The sequence below is a fragment of the Rhizobium sp. Root491 genome, from assembly GCF_001427205.1.
GTDB classification, from domain to species: Bacteria; Pseudomonadota; Alphaproteobacteria; order Rhizobiales; family Rhizobiaceae; genus Agrobacterium; species Agrobacterium tumefaciens.
Window position 1 is genome coordinate 582264 of the sequence record NZ_LMFF01000017.1, and the last position, 14797, is coordinate 597060.

Genomic DNA, 14797 nt, shown 5'->3' on the forward strand with positions numbered 1-14797 from the left:
CGTCATCATCGAAAATTTGGCCGGTCTATCGCTATCGGCGGGCGATCGCTGCGCGAATGCGATGTAATGCATCAGGTCGGCGCACAAGATAACTCACCGGTGGCAGAAATGCTGAAGCGGGTCTCAGGCGGAAAGCCTGTGCGAGAAGGGCACCCGCGCCGGGCCGGCGCCGGACCAGATTGGAAAGCGCGCACCAATAGGCGCGGTCGCTCAGGCTCGCGCGACCGCGCCTTAGCAGTGTTTGGGCATCGGCAAGCAAAGCCCCTTCATTGCCAAAGAAGCTTTCGAGCGCGGCTTCGATTTCGGTATTCCAGGCAAGCACGTTATCAAGGATGGCGGATTGGTTCGCACCGTGGATACGGGTGAAATTCTGCACGGCATCAAGTTCGACGATATCGCCCAGTACCGCGAGCCGCATCCACATCTCGACATCGTCGGTATGGCGCAGTGCTGGCCGATAATGACCGGCATGTTGTTGAATGTGCGTCCTGGTAACGGCGAGTGGGCCCGGCACCGGGCTGCGTCCCGTCACGCAGATTCTGACGATGAAGTCCATGCCGCGATGAAGGTGCATGCCATCGGCATCGCTGCGAAATCCTGATGGTATATCGGCATCGTCACGGAAGAAGGCGGTGCGGCCGAACACCATATTCGCGCCGGGGTGGTTGTCGAGCGCCTCCATTGCGCGCGTGAGTGCTCCAGGCGACAGGACATCGTCGGCGCAGATGATGGCGAAATAGTCCGCCCGAGCCCAATCGATGCCTTCGTTGAAAGACGCGTGACCGCCGAGGTTCCTTGGGCGCAGGCTCGTTTCGATACGGGGATTTGCTGCCGCGAGAGACCGGGCGATCGCGACACTGTCGTCTGTGGAGGCGTTGTCTATGATGAGGATACGCATGTCCGGGATGTTCTGGCCAAGGACGCTTTCTACGCATCCCTCCAGAAAGCGACCGTAATTGTAGTTGGGGATGACGATATCGATGCTGCTCATGGTTCCACCGCTGCGGGAACGACGGTGTCGGGAATGGAAGCCGACGCAGGAGGTTTTCCGACCCTGCGCAGACGCCCGGCAAAAGCATCGAGCGTCGAACGTATTTCGCTGACGAGTGGATGACGCAGAAGAAACAGGCAAACGGCCCAGCCTGTCACCGAAAGGAGGACGGCGCCGCCAGCCTGGGCGAGGGAGTAATCGAAGCGGAATCCCGTCCAGGCAGATATGGCGAGCGGCCCCACAATCGCGGCAAGGGTCACGGCGGCACTCGGGCCGATGGCTGCGAACAGTTCGGGTAATTTGAAGTGCGCATGGCGTCTGACGAGATAGAAGGCGACGAGCATCTGGAAGGGCAGCGTGACGAACTGGCTCAGCGCTACCGCGGTGAGGCCGAAGAAGCTGGCAGAGCAGAGCACAATTGCCGAGACGCTGCGGCAGACGAAATTGCCCAGAAAAGCCTCCCGGTTGGCGTTGAGAGCGATCAGCAGCGGCGTTGTCAAAACCATGGGAAACCAGAAGATCGACGCAAGCGCGAGAATCCGGGTGATCGGTACGGCGGCGAGCCACTGGTCTCCAAGTGCAAGGCGCACGATGGGATCGGCGAGAATGGCCACCATGATCAGCGACGGCCAATACAGCACGGTGATGTAACTGAGGGCGCGCAGGTAGGACCTGCGGACGTCTCCACCTTCGCGAACTTCGGCGGCGAGCGCCGGGAAGGCGAAGGAAAAGATTGCCGAGAGGAAAATGCGATCGGGAATGGAGCAAACGGTATTGGCGCGATTGTAGATCGCGACCGCTGTCGGTGTCATGGCAAAGCCGAGCACCAGTTGCGGCAGGGACTCGTATAATTTGTCAACGATGGTTGCAGCGCCCCTGTAACGGCCGAATTCGGCCATACGGCGCCACGACTTGAGCGAAAGGCGTGCTGTACGCTGGGCCGGATCGGCATAGGCTGCAAGGGCGCTGGCAACGCTGTTGCCGACGAGCAGGCCGAGCGCGAAGCTGACGAAGCCCCATCCATTGCTGGCAGCGAAGATCGTCACGGTAGCCATAGCCACGAGGCCGATGGTTCGGACGCGTGCGATGGTGCCGAATGCCAGCCGGCGACGCAGCATGGAAAATGCCGGCATGCCCAGGCTTTCGGCCATGACGGCGGCAATTGCGAGGATAAGATAATGCTGGAGACCGGGCTGGTGGTAGAAAATCGCCAGATAGGGTCCGCATAGATAGAGAACGATCCCGAGAATGCCGCTGACGAGGAGCAAGAGTGTAAGCGACGTGTTGATGTCATCGCGTTCAACGACATCGAGCTGAATGAGAAAATCGGACGAAACGAATTCGCGAAAGGCGAATATCACCGATGTCACCCCGTAGCCGATGACGGCAAAGCCAACTTCCGCCGGCGACAATAGTCTCGATACGATCGCGATCAGAGCGAGATTGATCGCAATTCCGAGGTGCTGTTCCAGCATGGCCATGAAAAAGGCGCGGCGGACTTTGTGCATCGAGGGCTCCGACAGCGTCGCCGATAATCGACGGTAGCGTCAAATCTAGAGTGGGGACTTGGATCTTGGAAATCTGACCGTTGGGATGGCAGCCGGATCCGTAGGTGTAGGCCGTTTGGAGAATGTCCGTTGAAGGGCGTGCGACATTGTGCGGACTACTCCCGTCGAGTGGTGAAGAGCCTCGGTATTACGTCGAAAGCATTAGGCTGCGGGACACCTTTGCTAAGGCGTAACGCTCTGCGGCGTTGCGACGGCATCAGTTGAGAGAAATTCCCGGCCGAGTAGCGCCTCTTGCTCGGAAAGCTGGCGCTTGAAGCGATCATTGGCGTGGTCGATCCGCTGTCTTACCGCCCCGGCTCCAGCGAGTATCTCCTTCACCAGCTCGATAACTTCCTCGACTTCGAACGTGTCGATGTGTCGGGCAAATTTCTCCTGGTCGAAATCGTTCATCAAATCATCGAACTTTCTGGCATAACCTATTGATATCGTGGGATTTCCGAGCTTCAGGGAACAGACAACTCCATGATATCTCGACACCACCGCAAGGTCGATTGCTGCCATCTGCTGCATGATATCGCGCAGCGTTGCGGCCGCGCTGATGTCGATCTGCGCCAACTCGTCCTCGGAGAGCATGTCCGTCAGCAGAAACATCAGATCCGCGCAGGCGACCCTGTCCGTAATGTCTCCCATCAAAAGGGTGATGCGATGGCCTTCACCGATCAACCAGCTCACGAGCCGTGAGAGCTTGTGGATGTAGGTCTTGTAAATCCTGGCGGCCTCGGGATCGTTGTGACGCCAGCCGCGATAGTCCATGACGCCGACGCCTATTCTCATTACGCCGTCGGCGGGGCTCTGCCGGTGGGGCACAGGAATAGGAAGATCAAAGGCGATATCGGGGTAACGGTGGTCTCGCGACACGTCGACACCGATCGTTTTCATGTAGTTGAGCGAGAAATCGTCCCGGTAGGATCGATAGGAGGCCATCTGTGCGGCAGAGCGCAGGAACCAGCGGCTGAGACGGCTTTTCATCGGGCCAGCGCCGATGCTGACGAAGGCGATCCGTGTGTTGCGAAGGCGTGCAACGAGACACCAGCAAAACACGACAAAGGGCCAGCCGAACCACTTTTCCTGAAAATCATCGAGGATGCCGGTCCCCGGTATGATCATCAGGTCAGCCTTGTCGAAACTAAAGAGGGAACTGACCAATAGCATGAGCCGTGAAGGCACCTTGCCGAGCAGCTTGTCCAGGTGCCTCATCCATGCATTTGTCAGGGGAGGCCCCCCAACACCCATCGCACGAATATTGAACTTCGCACTTACGACTGTCGGACTTGCACAGATACACAACAGATCGGCATCGGGCCTCATCCTGCGCAGATAAAGGAGCATGGCTTCCAGCGATCCGTCATTGCCCGAATTGCCAGAGCCAAATTGTCCAAGGAGAGTGATCCTCATTTATTTTCCAATCGCAGCCCGGCGCCGACACGCTCGATATGGCATTGATATCCGCTGGAGCAGTCCGACCCCACACCGACATTCGGGTTGCGTCTTACGCCAAACGAATAGTCTGACTGACGCAAACCTCTCAAAGGAAGATACAGCTAAGCCTAAGATGCAACTGACTGTCATCCCGTGGCTTTTTAGTATGTCGCCTTAGCAGCCACTCGAACCATCCGCCGTCGATCCGTTGCGGCATGGTTGTGGATGCAAGAGCGAGAGTGTCCCATGAAGCTTGCCTATTTTGTTCTTCCCCATATCGGCGGCACCTATTCCGTCTTCAAACATCTTCGCAAAGGTCTCGCTGCCTATGGCATAGACGTGCGATGGCTCGGCGTGTGCAAGGAAACATACGGGCTGCCTTTCGATCTCCAGGGTGAGAAGGCTTTCGGTCAATTGCTGCGGATGCCCGTCAATCTCAGCGAACGCGAATGCGCAGGGCGAATGGCGACTGCCATCGAAGACGGAGGGTTCGACGGTGTGATCGTCAACGTTCTAGGCGATCAGTTGCAGACAAATATCGCGCGCTATTTGCCAGAAGGTATCCTGCGTATTCTCGTCGTCCATAATATCTCGCCTGGAACATACGCGGCTGCGCGCTCGGTCCGGGACTATGCCCATGTCACGATCGGCGTATCGGAGCGGTGCCGCGCCGACCTTGTCGCGCGCAACGGCTTTTCGAAGGAGCGTACCTACGCAATCCCGAATGCGGTGGACAGCGATGCGTTCCGGAGCCAGGCGGTTCGGCGCTTCAACCGAGGGCCGGAACTCAAGGTTCTCTTCGTCGGCCGCATTGAAGATGCATCGAAAGGCGTGATGTGGCTGCGGGAGATACTGGATGCCTCGCCCGAGGCCGTGCGCCTGACGATCGTCGGAGATGGGCCGGATATGGGCAAGCTCAGGCGACGGCTAGACGGCCATGGCCATCGCGTCAGTTACGCAGGATCCGTTCAGCTTTCAGACATACCGGTCATCATGGCCAGTCACGATGTTCTCATCATGCCGTCCCGCTTCGAGGGGCTTGGCATGACGATGATCGAGGCAATGGCCGGCGGCTGCGTCCCGGTCGTGTCTCATATCCGCGGCGTGACGGACACGATTGTCGAGCCGGGCCGAAACGGCTTCCTGTTCCCGATCGGCAATTATACGGCAGCGGCCAATGCGATCGCGCGCTTGCATGCCGATCGCGACCTTCTCGAGCGGATGTCGATCGCGGGAAAGGAAATGGTCCTGAACCGCTTCAGCATCGAACGGATGGCCGCACGCTACAACGAAGTCATCACTATGACACTGAACGACCGTCCTGGCCTGTCAACAGTGCTCAGGATGGAGGACTGGTCTATTCCCGCCGGTTTGAGGCCGGGCCTTCGAACCTATCTGCCGTTGCCCTTGAAAAACTGGCTTCGCGTCGTTCGTGAACGGCTCTGAAGCGATGATCGGCGATCAGCGGCGACTTGGACATCTGTGTGGCGTCTTCTTTTTTTGGCTATGCATGTTTTCGACCTGCAACGCCCAGGATACCGTTTTTCCGCTGCAGACGTCGAAGGACGGGCGTTATCTTGAAGACAGCAAGGGTCTGCCGTTCCTGATTGTCGGCGACAGTGCGTGGTCGCTCATTGGTGATACCTCTATTCCCGATGCGGAATTTTATCTGGAAACCCGAAAGCGGCAGGGCTTCAACACCGTGCTTGTATCGTTGATCGAGCATCAGTTCTCCCGCAAGGCGCCGGCGAACTTCTACAACGAGAAACCTTTCGCAGGCGATGCATTCGAGCAACCAAACGAGGCCTATTTCGACAGGGCAGAAGCCGTCATAAAGGCAGCCGCCAGCCACAACCTGCTGGTGCTTCTCTGTCCGGCCTATAGCGGCGCACGCGGTGGCCCCGAAGGATGGTATCAGGAAATGGTCGCGGCCGGGCCAGAAAAGCTGCGGGCTTATGGACGCTATGTCGGGCAGCGTTTTGCGAAGTACCCCAACATCATCTGGGTGCAGGGCGGGGATTACGATCCGCCCGATCGCAATCTGGTCATGGCTGTTGCAATGGGGATCGCTGAAACTGATCTTTCGGCATTGCAGACCGTGCATGGCAATCCCGATACCGTGACGAGCGATTTTTGGCGGGGCGCTTCCTGGCTCGATATCGATTCAGTTTATACTTACAGCAATGTCGCGGCGGAGGTGCTGGATCGTTACCGATCTGGACCAAGACGCCCTTTTTTCCTCATCGAAGGCGCATATGAAGGCGAGAACGATGTGAAGGAGCGTCAGGTTCGTCTTATCGCCTATGGTGCGCTGCTTTCAGGCGCGAGCGGTCAGCTCTTCGGCAACAATCCGGTCTGGCATTTTTCCGCCGCCGGGCTTTATGAAGCGAAGGACAGCTGGCAAGGTTCGCTGAACAGCCGTGGTGCTCAAAGCATCACCCATCTGGCCTCGCTTTTCAGACAATTGGCATGGTGGAAGCTCGTACCCGATCAGGGAAGCTTGCTGAAAAGCGATGCGGGCGCATTCGCGGCGCGCGACAGGGAAGGGTTTTTCGCCGTGATCTATCTCGACACTCCTTCCGTTGCGATCGATCTCGACAGTTTGGCGGCAGGCGAGAAAACCCTTCGCTGGTATGATCCCTCGAATGGAATTTACATCGAACCGATCGAGCGTCTTGGCCGCAGCGGCCTTCGTAACGTGACGGTGCCGGCATCGGCGAATGCTTTCGGCTTTCAGGACTGGATCGCCGTTCTCTCCACACAGGAATGATCACTTGCAAGATGCCGCACGCTGCCGGGTCGTTCATTTGTGGTCGCTCGCCGTCAAGGTCTCAAACCTAGCTCTTTCGATAGTCGATCCGGTTCGGGGGTGGGTAGGGTAGCCGTTAATTTCGACACCCTCTCCCTTTGGTGGATTTCACACGCCTTTTGCCCGCATACCCCTCAGGGCCGGTGTTTTTTAGGATCGTCTGGAGGCGAGTATCGTTGCAAATGCGCCGCCAAGCTTCAGTGTGGGGATCAGACATGTCGGGGATACTCTTCAACACCATTGCCACTTTCGTTCTGTGCGTATCCCTCATCGTCGTTCTCAGGCGCCTGACCATTGTGTTTCAGCTTGTGGATCGCCCCGATTCAATCCGCAAACGCCACACGGGAGCCGTTCCTCTTTGCGGTGGCATCGCGATCTTTGCCGCTTTCGCTGTTTCCGCATTCGTCGGTGGGTGGAGCGAGGCTCTCGGCATGAACTTCTGGCTCGGGCTGGCGGTCATTCTACTAATGGGCGTTGTCGATGATCGCCGGCCGCTACCCGCAGCAGGACGCCTTCTCATGCAACTAGCAATGGCGATCGCTCTCGTAGGCGGCGCCGATATCGGCTCTCTCTCCATCGGCGTGCTGTTCACGCAGCATTCCGAGCTGTTCCTGCCGCTATTTTTCGTCATCGGAGTTCTCTTCGTGACCGGGCTGGTGAATTCGTGGAACATGCTTGATGGCGTCGACGGGCTTGCAGGTGGCACTGCGGGTGTCGCGTTGATCTGGCTGATGATCGTGGCGATCTTCGCAGGTGTCGGCGACATTATCGCGCCGCTTCAGGCACTCTGCGTATGCCTCTGCGCTTTTCTGGTCTTCAACATGCGCGGTCCATGGCGCGCACGGGCAAGCATATTCCTCGGCGATGCGGGCAGTACCGCACTGGGTGCGACGATTGCCTATGTAATCGTCCTGCTGGCGACCACAAGCGCTGCGGTATCCTTTCCGGCATTGCTCTGGATCGTGATCCTGCCGATCACCGATACGCTCAGCCTGATTGTCCGTCGTATCATGCACGGTCGCAGTCCAATGTCGGCCGATCGCTGGCACTTTCATCATCTGCTGCTGGACTATGGTTTCGCGCCGGCGGCGGCAACGAACACGCTGGTCGTCATTTCCTTCATTTGCGGCGGCATCGGTTTTGCCGGAATAAAAGCCGGTGTTCCGGCGGAGATGATGGCCGCGGGCCTTCTCGTGCCGATTGCCCTTCACACCGCGTTCGTCCTTACCGCGACGGGCTACCTCTCGAAAACCTGGCTTCACAGGGGTAATTTCGATCTCTACCGCGAGGTGGCGCGTCTACCGGTCGCCGCAAGCGCCGCGCCGGAGCCAAGAGCCATTCAATCGGCGAATGAAGAGTAATCGCCTCATGAAAGCGCCGTGGCCCGGACCGCGAATTCCCTCGACACCGGTTTCAAAAGGACGGCTTTCGCGTTCGCGCATTTCCCAGAACATCCGAAACGCTCCGCCATTGAAACGGAATGCAATTTTACTGGGCTTGATGATGCTGACTGCAATCGGGCTCTACGGACTTGCCCTCGTCTCAGCGGGGTCGCTCCTTGTCGTGGAGGACCCGCCTGCGCAAGCTGACGTCATCGTAGTTCTGGGCGGGGACGGTCCTCCTCGAGCTGCCCAGGCCGCAAAACTATGGCACGAGGGAAGGGCGCCGCTCGTTCTGGTGACTGGCTATGGGGATTGCGACCTCATCCGCGACATGCTGGTGCGGCTGGGGGTGGATTCCGCAGTCGTCTCAACGGAATGTCTTTCGCTCAGCACCTGGGAAAACGCGACATTCGCACAGCCTATACTGACTGGAATGGGGGCAAAAAGTGCCATTCTGGTCACGAGCTGGTTTCATTCACGACGCGCAGTAAAGCGCTTCCGGTTTGTGATGCCTCAAATCGAGTGGATTTCCCTTCCTGCGCAACGAACCGTGTCACTGTGGCGGCTTGCCATCAACGGCGACGGGGTGCAGGTGTTCAAGGAGTACGCCAAAGCGCTCCTCTACGACCTCAGAAGCAGTTTAGTGCAGGATTTGCCTCCGGTTCAGGCGGGGCTCGCCTCATGAGCACGCTTCTGGTTTTTTGCCTCTTCGGTGGTGTTATCCTGCTCATCTGTTGGGGAATGATGCGTCGGGAGCGAATTTACGAATTCCCGTTTCTGACGGGCGTCATCACGTTCAGTTTCATCTTGCCGCAGGTTCCCGGACTGGCGTCTGAAAGATTCCTGCCGGAAGGCGCGTTTGCCAGAGCCGCGCTTTTCATGATGCTGTGCCTTTTCATGTGCTGGTGGGGATGGAGCAGAACGGCAAAACCCTTTGCATTCTTCCGTATCGATTTCGACGAAACACGTCTGCTGATCGTCGCAGCCGTTCTCTCGGTCGCCGGCGCCTACTTCTATTTCAAGCTTAGCCGTTTGCCGGGAGAGTTGACCATTGCGGTGCAGATGACCGGAGTTCCGGTCATGTACATCTTCTTTTCGCGGTTGTTGAGTTATGGTCTGGCCATTGCGGTGCTTTGCCTTGCACGGCGATTCTCCTGGCTGGCGCTGGCCGTCCTTGCGTTCGATCTCGTCTTTTACCTGGATCGCATCGTGATAACCGGAAAGCGCGCCGAAGCGGTGGAACTCATCATGATGTTCGCGCTGGCATGGTGGTTTTACAAGGGATGGGCGATCCCGCGCATCTTCGTGATCATTGCGCTTTTCCTCGGCACACTGTCGATGACCAGCATGGGCGACTACCGCGCCATCACCAAGGCCAACGACGCTCCCGTGTGGGATGACATCAAGAGGATAGATGTCATCGGCAATCTTGAGAAAGTGTTCCGGGACGGCGGCGACGAGATGCGCAACGCGATCATGCGGATCGACAACACCGCAAACACCTTGCAATTCGACTACGGCAAGTTCCACTGGAACAGGCTGGTGTTCAACTTCGTGCCCGCGCAACTCGTGGGCGTGGAGGTCAAGCAATCCTTCATGTTGCCGGTGCCGGTTCAATCGCGCGACTACAATCCTGTCCTCGGCACGACCGAGACCGGAATGGCGGATGCGTTCGGATCCTTCTGGTATCTGGGGGCGTTCAAATTTTTCCTGCTCGCCTATCTGGTGCGCCGGATCTGGGTGACCGCAAACACGGGCGAGTTCGCTGCGCAATTCACCTATCTGTTGTCGATCATACCGTCCATGCACGCCATCTCGCATCAGACCGACTGGGTTCTCATGGTCTGGGTGCATATGCTGATGTTTGCAGCGCCGGCGCTGGCATTTGCCGTCATACCCGCGCGCGTGCAGCAGCGTCGGTACGCGATACCATCCTTGACGTCTCAAGCCGGAGGATAGGCCATGCGCTCACGATACGACGATCCTGCCTTCCAGCATGCAACGACGCCCCTGCCGCGCTTCGGAGGTCCGACCTTTTCACTGCATTTGCGGCTTAAGCGGCTGGTCTGGATGATCGTCTGGCGGTTTCTTGCCTCCTGGACGCCGCCGCCGATGCGCCGCTGGCGCAATTTTCTCCTGCGCAGTTTCGGCGCGCGCCTGCATGCCACGGCAATGGTGCATTCCAAGGCGATCGTGTGGTGGCCGGGGCACCTCGTCATGGAGTGTCATTCATCGATCGGACCTGGCGTGATCTGCTACAATGTCGATATGATCACCATCGGCCAATATGCCTCGGTCTCGCAACGTGCTCATCTGTGCACAGGGTCGCATGACGTTCAGGACAGCGCGTTTCCCCTCGTGACGCGGCCGGTGGTGATCGAGGAGGACGCCTGGGTAGCGGCGGAAGCCTTCGTCGGTCCCGGTGTCGTCGTCGGCAAGGGGGCTGTGCTCGGCGCGCGAGCCGTCACAGCGAAGTCACTGGAGCCCTGGACGATCTATGTCGGCAATCCGGCAAGGCCAGTCGGCTCGCGTCGTCAGGAAGCGGCGGCATCCAACGCGCTCAGCCGATAGCCCTCCAGGGTGGCATGGGCGATGGCCGGCCAGGTGAATTTCTCCAGCACAAGTCGGCGACCGTTTTCACCCATCGTTCTCGCTTTGGCGGGGTTGCTGAGCACGCTTGCCAGGCCCTTGGCAACCTCGGCCGCGTCAACCGCGACGATAACCCCGGCATCGGCAGATCCGACTTCGGGAAAGTGACACTGGTCGGTGATCACCACAGGCGTGCCGCAGGCGAGCGCTTCGGTGATCGCCATGCTGAAGCCCTCCTGTCGGCTTGGCAGGCAGAAGCAGTCGGCATCGACCATGGCTTCGAGCTTTGCTTCGCCGTAAATGGCCCCGACCATAAAGACGCGGTGCCGGATGTTCAGTTTTTTGACCAGGTGCATAAAGTGGCCCTCTGCTCCACCGGGTGGACCTGCGACAACGAGATCAACGTCGACATAGGTGTCACAAATAGCCGCAAAGGCCGAGGCGAGAATGTCGACACCTTTTTTGATGTGCAGGCGTGACAGGAACAGAATGTAACGCCTGCCGTGCGCCAGGGCGATTTTCTGCTTGAAATGTCCCCGGGCCGGCAGGGGATCGAATTCCTCGGCAAAAACACCGTTCGGTATGATCAGATTTCGTGCCTGGAAATTCAGCGGCTCGACAGCTGCCATTTCATCGACGTTCAACAGGTGCAGGAACGCAGCCTCGTTCAGCATCTTGCGGTAGCACAGCATCAGGGCGATCTTCTTTTTCCACGATCGCTGGCCAAGGCTCCAATGGTCCAGCATGCCGGCCGGGCAGATGCAGTAGGGTACGCCAGCGGCGCGGGCGAGCTTGGAAGCATAGAGCAGAAATGGCTCCCACACGCCGTGAATATGCATGAAGGAGGCATCTTTCAGCAAGGCTTTCAGCATGCGCCGGCCCCTGAAGCAGAACAGCGTCTCCAGCCTCCCGGCCGGCGGCAGGAGATGCCAGTGGATACTCTCGAAATGCGGTATGCTGTGACCGATTTCCTTAACCTGTGCCTCGATCGCGGCGTCGCCATAGCTGACGATATTCACATCGAGGCCGAGGCCGGCCTGTGCCGCGGCAAGGCGCATGGCAACGGCCTGCAAGCCGCCATGCTTGGGATCAATCGAAGCAATGACGTGGATTATCTTCATATCTCTTTGTTCCCCAGGTATCGCGCGTCGTCCGCAAGGCAAAGACCCGCGGACCCGGACAGATGCGGCGCCGACAGGGCGGCAAGAAGCCGCTCGCCGTAAGACTCCACGGTATGTTCGGCTGCGCGCAGGAGTGCATTGGCAGACATGATCCGCCTCAGCTCGGGATTGTTGGCAAGCGCACGCACCGCGGTCGCGATAGCTTCCGGATCGCAGACGGGAACGATGAAACCTTCGACACCATCGCGAACGACGCTGCCGGTATTTTCGGTCGTTATAACCGGCAGGCCCGCTGCCAGTGCTTCATAGACGGCAGTCGCGGAGCCTTCGCAGAGCGACGGCAGCAGGAAGACATCCGCCCACCGAAACTCCTCGACGATCTGCGAGCGCGGAACGATCCCTCTCAGCTCGACCCATTGCGAAATCTCCTGCTTGACGTCATCGGGCACACGAACGCGGCCCGCCATCCGGAAGCGGGCGGCGCCCTCCATCAATCTGGCGGCTTCCACAACATAGGGCGATCCCTTGCGCAGCCCGACTTCGCCTACGGTCAGGACCCTGATTGGCCCCGGCATGCGCGCCGGTCTGTCGATGGCAGCGCTGGCATTGACCCCATAGGGAACGACGACACACCGGTCTTCCGGCCCGCCACATGCGACGACGTGCTTGCGGACAAATTCCGACGGGCAGACGATGACATCTGCAAGGCGCCACTCCGCTTTCTCCCGATCGGCGAATAGACGAGCATGCGGATTATCCCGCACAGGGCCGGCCCATTTGGGAAACCGCATCATTTCCTGGTCCAGAAGCGTTTCGACGACATCGCGTGGAGCGATCATTTGCTCGACTGCGGTCCAGAGGCCCTGCTGTTTTGCCGCCCGCATCTGTTCGAGTGCGTCGCCACTGAAGGCGTAGAGCCCAGCTGCGCCATGGAAGCCGCGCCGGGCCACCATTTCGGAGAAAACCGACCCGGCCCAGATCGCGTGAGAGGTTTCCTCCACAACGTCTCTCGTTCGCATGTGGCGCAGCACGGAACGGAGGCCAAAGCTGGAAAACACCGTCGTCAGCGCTGTCGGCACGCCTTTGGGCAGCCGGCCGGCCAGCCGTTTGACAGGTGCGGGATAAAGGGTCGCCGGAAACGAATTGACGATCCGGGGCCAACCTTTCGTGGCGCATATATCAGTGTAAAAATGCGCAAGGCGGCCAGCGGATGCAAATATTCGCGGTACGGCATAATGCATGCGGGCGCCGAGCTGACTGACGACGACTTTGTCTTTCATGACGAGATACCTTGAGCGATAGGTGGCCTGGAAGGCTCGACAGTCTGCAGCCCGGCGATCAGCACTGCCCAGGCATCTGCCGCCTTTTCTCGGGAATAGTCGGCACACAGCAGCCGCCGTGCCGCATCCCCCATTGCTGTCGTGGCATCTGGGTCGTCGCAGAGCTTTTCGATGGTGCCGGAGAGCTTTTCGGTCTCTCCGATTTCGACGGTGCTGCCGCATCCTTTGGCTCTGAGAACGCGCGGCACCTCTCCATCAGGGTCGCCGACGAAGATCGTCGGCCTCCCGGCCGCTAGGATTCCATAGAATTTGCTTGGAATGATGCAGTGTTCCAGTTCCGGCAGCAGCGAGACCAGATGCACATCTGCAACGCTCAGGCTTTCAGCAAGTTTCTCCACGGGCTGCAGCGGCTTGAAGATGACGTTATGAAGACCGAGATCCTGAACGACAGTCTTCACAGCCGCGTGCTGGTGTCCGCCGCCAATGAGAAGGAACCGGATATCCCGCCGGTGCTCGAGACGTTTCGCCGCTGCCAGCATAGTGCCGAACTCATGCGCCCGCCCGAAGTTTCCTGAATAGCCGACGACAAACACATCCTGCAGTCCCCACGCCTTCCGCAGGCTGTTATCCTGGGGCAAGACAGGATAGATTTCCTCCCCATCCGACCAGTGATGCAGGACGCTGACGCGATCCTTTGCAAGGCCTTGAGTGAAGAGGAATTCCGCCATCTTGTCGGTGGGGCAGACAACCACGCCGGGGGATCGCAGCGACCAGTTGCGTGCCTGAGTCAGCCATGGCGCAAGCCACCGTGCACGTTTCCTGAAAAATCCAAGCTCGATTGCGGTCTCGGGAAAAAGATCCATGATCCAGTTCACCATGAGTGCGCCCTTGAGGCGGATCGCGATGCTGCTCATGACGGAGAGGAGCGGAGGATCGGTGCAGACAACGACCGTGTCCGTCGCCCGAACGTTGCGCAGAAGCCAGGCGAATGCCAGCATCTGAAAAAGAAGATAATCAACGCTCCGGCGCATCAGGCTGTGCCGGCCGAAGCGGCCGCTTGCAAGCCGTCGGATCTGTACACCCCGAACCGTTTCGTTTGCGGGCAACACGCTGCCGGGATGATTGTGTATTTCGCGACTTACAACGACAGTCACATTCATTCCGCGCTGCGCCATTGAAAAGGCGAGCGATGATATCATACGGCTTGTTGCCGACTGGTCGGGGAAACCGTACCTATTCAGGAAGATCGTCCTCACGCTTTTTTCTCCCACGAAATGTCCGGTCTGAAGGAGCATTCTTGGCGAGGTGAAAACAGGCGGCAAGTTGGTCGTAAGGACTAGTGGGCTCATGATACGGAGTGGCTATTACTCCGAAGTTGGCGCCGTACTATCCTTTTGGTAGCTGAAACGCAGATGACGCCCTTATGGGTTATGAAATCCATGATGCCCCGGCCAATCAATGGCAGGGACGGCCGATGTGGATCGCTGGTTGACTGCGCGCCGTTCCGAGGCGCAGCCGCACGCGACGCTCTGTGGCCTCGAACCGAAGTCCTGTCTTAGATATGGATGTAACACCGAGTCCGACCGAGTTACCCGCCGATGTCCAGGAGAGTGGTGCCTCAATGGCGGTTCCAGGTTG

12 protein-coding genes are annotated in these 14797 nt (G+C 58.7%); 6 read left to right on the forward strand and 6 right to left on the reverse strand.

All coding sequences use genetic code 11. The features are described 5' to 3' along the window. Window positions 1–31: 31 nt before the first annotated feature. From ASD46_RS22740 to ASD46_RS22750, 3 genes are all read right to left on the reverse strand, one after another. Window positions 32–991 (reverse strand): glycosyltransferase family A protein, encoded by a 960-nt coding sequence (locus ASD46_RS22740; protein ID WP_060642735.1) that lies wholly within the window; start codon window positions 989–991, stop codon window positions 32–34. Further along, window positions 988–2499, reverse strand: a complete 1512-nt coding sequence (locus tag ASD46_RS22745) for an oligosaccharide flippase family protein (protein WP_060642736.1) — start codon at window positions 2497–2499, stop codon at window positions 988–990. The genes ASD46_RS22740 and ASD46_RS22745 overlap by 4 nt, the downstream gene beginning before the upstream one ends. 222 nt (window positions 2500–2721) lie before the next feature. After that, window positions 2722–3954 carry a polysaccharide pyruvyl transferase family protein gene (locus ASD46_RS22750; RefSeq protein ID WP_060642737.1) on the reverse strand — a complete coding sequence of 411 codons (1233 nt, stop codon included), beginning with the start codon at window positions 3952–3954 and terminating at the stop codon, window positions 2722–2724. Window positions 3955–4224: 270 nt separating this feature from the next. Between ASD46_RS22750 and ASD46_RS22755 the strand changes: the two genes are divergently transcribed. The 6 genes from ASD46_RS22755 (at window position 4225) to ASD46_RS22780 (ending at window position 10740) form a co-directional block, all read left to right on the forward strand. Further along, on the forward strand, window positions 4225–5424 hold the full coding sequence (locus ASD46_RS22755; protein ID WP_060642738.1) for a glycosyltransferase family 4 protein: 1200 nt from the start codon (window positions 4225–4227) through the stop codon (window positions 5422–5424). A 64-nt stretch (window positions 5425–5488) separates the two neighbouring features. Next, window positions 5489–6748, forward strand: coding sequence for a DUF4038 domain-containing protein (locus tag ASD46_RS22760; protein ID WP_236773618.1), 1260 nt, complete (start codon window positions 5489–5491; stop codon window positions 6746–6748). Window positions 6749–7002: 254 nt separating this feature from the next. Then, window positions 7003–8148 (forward strand): MraY family glycosyltransferase, encoded by a 1146-nt coding sequence (locus ASD46_RS22765; protein ID WP_060642740.1) that lies wholly within the window; start codon window positions 7003–7005, stop codon window positions 8146–8148. A 109-nt stretch (window positions 8149–8257) separates the two neighbouring features. Next, window positions 8258–8854: a YdcF family protein gene (locus tag ASD46_RS22770; RefSeq protein WP_236771321.1), complete on the forward strand. Its 597-nt coding sequence runs from the start codon at window positions 8258–8260 to the stop codon at window positions 8852–8854. Beyond that, complete coding sequence (locus tag ASD46_RS22775; RefSeq protein ID WP_013761281.1) at window positions 8851–10128, forward strand: hypothetical protein; 1278 nt, start codon at window positions 8851–8853, stop codon at window positions 10126–10128. Before ASD46_RS22770 ends, ASD46_RS22775 begins: the two co-directional genes overlap by 4 nt. Window positions 10129–10131: 3 nt before the next feature. Beyond that, entirely contained in the window at window positions 10132–10740 is a 609-nt protein-coding gene (locus ASD46_RS22780; RefSeq protein WP_013761280.1) for an acetyltransferase, read from the forward strand. On the opposite strand, the gene ASD46_RS22785 is transcribed toward ASD46_RS22780, so the two are convergent. The 3 genes from ASD46_RS22785 to ASD46_RS22795 are packed head-to-tail and all read right to left on the reverse strand — an operon-like array spanning window position 10704 to window position 14358. Further along, window positions 10704–11879 (reverse strand): glycosyltransferase, encoded by a 1176-nt coding sequence (locus tag ASD46_RS22785; protein WP_060642742.1) that lies wholly within the window; start codon window positions 11877–11879, stop codon window positions 10704–10706. The genes ASD46_RS22780 and ASD46_RS22785 overlap by 37 nt on opposite strands. Next, window positions 11876–13159: a glycosyltransferase family 4 protein gene (locus ASD46_RS22790; RefSeq protein WP_060642743.1), complete on the reverse strand. Its 1284-nt coding sequence runs from the start codon at window positions 13157–13159 to the stop codon at window positions 11876–11878. Before ASD46_RS22790 ends, ASD46_RS22785 begins: the two co-directional genes overlap by 4 nt. Next, window positions 13156–14358 carry a glycosyltransferase family 4 protein gene (locus tag ASD46_RS22795; RefSeq protein ID WP_200951529.1) on the reverse strand — a complete coding sequence of 401 codons (1203 nt, stop codon included), beginning with the start codon at window positions 14356–14358 and terminating at the stop codon, window positions 13156–13158. The genes ASD46_RS22790 and ASD46_RS22795 overlap by 4 nt, the downstream gene beginning before the upstream one ends. Window positions 14359–14797: the final 439 nt, after the last annotated feature.